Annotated in this window: 3 protein-coding genes; all 3 read left to right on the top strand. The window is 49.8% G+C overall.

What is annotated here, in order from left to right:
- Window positions 1–593 (top strand): TolC family protein (locus BACCELL_RS22070; protein ID WP_007214310.1); only part of this gene is annotated, 593 nt, incomplete at its 5' end.
- A 22-nt stretch (window positions 594–615) separates the two neighbouring features.
- On the top strand, window positions 616–1,518 hold the full coding sequence (locus tag BACCELL_RS22065; RefSeq protein WP_007214309.1) for an HlyD family secretion protein: 903 nt from the start codon (window positions 616–618) through the stop codon (window positions 1,516–1,518).
- 24 nt (window positions 1,519–1,542) lie between these two features.
- Window positions 1,543–2,673 (top strand): ATP-binding cassette domain-containing protein (locus BACCELL_RS22060; RefSeq protein WP_007214308.1); only part of this gene is annotated, 1,131 nt, incomplete at its 3' end.

The following is a 2,673-nucleotide window of genomic DNA, read 5'->3' as shown; positions in this document are numbered from 1 at the left end:
CCGGAACTACATTGGAGAAGCCTGCTGATACTTTTGAATCCACTTCATTGGTGAACAACCGTCCGGAACTTCGCTGGTTCGATGCCCAAGGCGGACAATTGAATGTGCAGGAGTCTTCATTGAAGACGCGCTTCCGTCCCCGCTTCGGGCTGTTCGTGCAGGGAGCTTACGGAAATCCGGGATTGAATATGCTGAAAGATGATTTCTCCGCATACTATGTAGCGGGAGTCCGTATGTCGTGGAACTTCGGTAGTCTCTACACGTTGCGCAATGATCGCAGGCTGATAGATAACAACCGCCGTAAGCTGGAGACCAGCCGCGATGTGTTCCTGTTCAATACCAATCTGGAATCTACCCAACAAAGTTTGGCCATCCAGTCCATGCGCCGGCAGATGGTGGATGATGATGAGATTATCCGTTTGCGTGTCAATATCCGCAAGGCCGCCGAGGCTAAAGTGGAGAACGGTACGCTGACCGTGACCGATATGCTTCGTGAAATCACAGCTGAGAATCTGGCACGTCAAACCAAGGCTTTGCATGAGGTGCAGTTACTGATGAACATCTGGAATCTGAAATATACATTGAATAATTAAAGGCATAAAAATATAGATCATTATGAAATCAAGGAACTTACTGGGACTTTGTTCCCTATTGGCCCTCTTTTCCGCTTGTGGAAACGGTGCCCCGAAATATGATGCAACAGGAACGTTTGAGACTACGGAAGTGCTTGTATCTGCCGAAGCTTCGGGCCGCCTGCTTTATTTCGATATCGAAGAAGGAATGTTGCTGAAGGCCGGTGAAGAAGTCGGCGTAGTGGATACCGTACAGCTCTACTTGAAGAAGCTGCAACTGGAGGCAAGTCTTAAGTCCGTCGAAGAACAGCGCCCTGACATTCTGAAACAGGTAGCCGCTACCAAAGAACAAATATCTGCCGCCCAACGTGAACGGAATCGTGTGGCGAACTTACTAAAGGTAGGTGCGGCAAACCAGAAACAACTGGATGATGCGGAAGATCAGCTTGAAGTGCTTCGCAAGCAACTTGTTGCGCAGAACTCTACCTTGTCCAACAGTCACCAGAGCCTGACGTGGCAAAGTTCATCCGTCGGTATTCAGGTGGCACAGGTGGAAGACCAGTTGAGGAAGTGCCACATTACCTCTCCGATAATCGGCACTGTACTGGCAAAGTACGCCGAAGCGGGAGAACTCACAGCTATGGGCACTCCGCTTTTCAAAGTGGCCGATACGGAGCAGATGTACCTTCGTGCTTACATCACCTCCGAACAACTGTCGCAGGTAAAGCTGGGACAGAAAGTAACCGTCTTCTCCGATTACGGCACCGATGAGCATAAGCAGTATCCGGGCGTAGTAACCTGGATTTCGGATACCTCGGAATTTACCCCGAAGACTATCCTGACTAAGAATGAACGTGCCAACCTGGTGTATGCCGTGAAGATTGCCGTGCACAATGACGGGCTGTTGAAGATAGGCATGTACGGGGGAGTGGAGTTTAGTGATTAACGGTTAGTGATTAGTGATTAATTTATGGAACATGCGGTTGTTGTAGATAACGTTACCAAGAAATATGGGGCGGTGGAGGCGTTGAAGGGTGTTTCCTTGACGGTTCCTTCCGGAGAGTTGTTCGGCATTATCGGGCCTGATGGGGCAGGGAAGACTTCTCTTTTCCGTATCCTCACCACCTTGCTGCTTCCCGATAGTGGAAATGCTTCGGTGTGCGGTCTGGATATAGCGAAGGATTATAAAGAAATCCGTCGTCGCGTAGGCTATATGCCGGGACGCTTCTCCCTCTATCAGGACTTGACGGTAGAAGAAAACCTGAACTTCTTTGCTACTGTTTTCCATACCACCATTGAGGAGAATTATGAATTGGTGAAGGATATCTACCAGCAAATAGAGCCTTTCCGCAAACGCCGTGCCGGAGCTTTGTCCGGAGGTATGAAGCAGAAACTGGCGTTGAGTTGTGCGCTTATCCATAAACCGGATGTGCTTTTCCTCGACGAGCCGACAACAGGTGTAGACCCTGTTTCCCGCAAGGAGTTTTGGGGGATGCTTCGCCGGTTGAAGGAACAGGGCATCACCATCATAGCCTCTACGCCTATTATTGATGAGGCATGCCAATGTGACCGCATTGCCTTTATCAATGAGGGGCAGATACATGGGATAGATACTCCGGAACGTATTCTGAACCAGTTTGCAAGTATTCTTTGTCCGCCGGGGCTGGAACATGGCAAGGTGGAACAGAAAGATGAGTATGTCATCGAAGTGGATAAGCTCACCAAACGTTTCGGCAATTTCACGGCAGTGGATCATATCTCTTTCAAAGTCCATCGTGGTGAGATATTCGGCTTCCTGGGTGCCAACGGTGCTGGAAAGACTACGGCAATGCGCATGCTTACCGGATTGAGCCATCCCACAGGAGGCACGGCCCGCGTAGCCGGTTTCGATGTTGCCACACGGACGGAGGATGTGAAAAAGAATATCGGCTATATGAGCCAGAAGTTTTCTCTTTACGAAGACTTGAAAGTGTGGGAGAATATCCGGCTGTTTGCCGGGATTTACGGTATGGCAGAAGATGAAATAGCCCGCAAGACCGATGAACTTTTGGAACGCATCGGGCTGAGTGCCGAGCGTGATACGCTGGTAAAAAGTCTGCCG

This window comes from Bacteroides cellulosilyticus DSM 14838, from assembly GCF_000158035.1.
Taxonomy (GTDB): Bacteria; Bacteroidota; Bacteroidia; order Bacteroidales; family Bacteroidaceae; genus Bacteroides; species Bacteroides cellulosilyticus.
The sequence above is the reverse complement of the archived record's forward strand: the minus strand, read 5'-3'. Positions and strand labels throughout refer to the sequence as shown.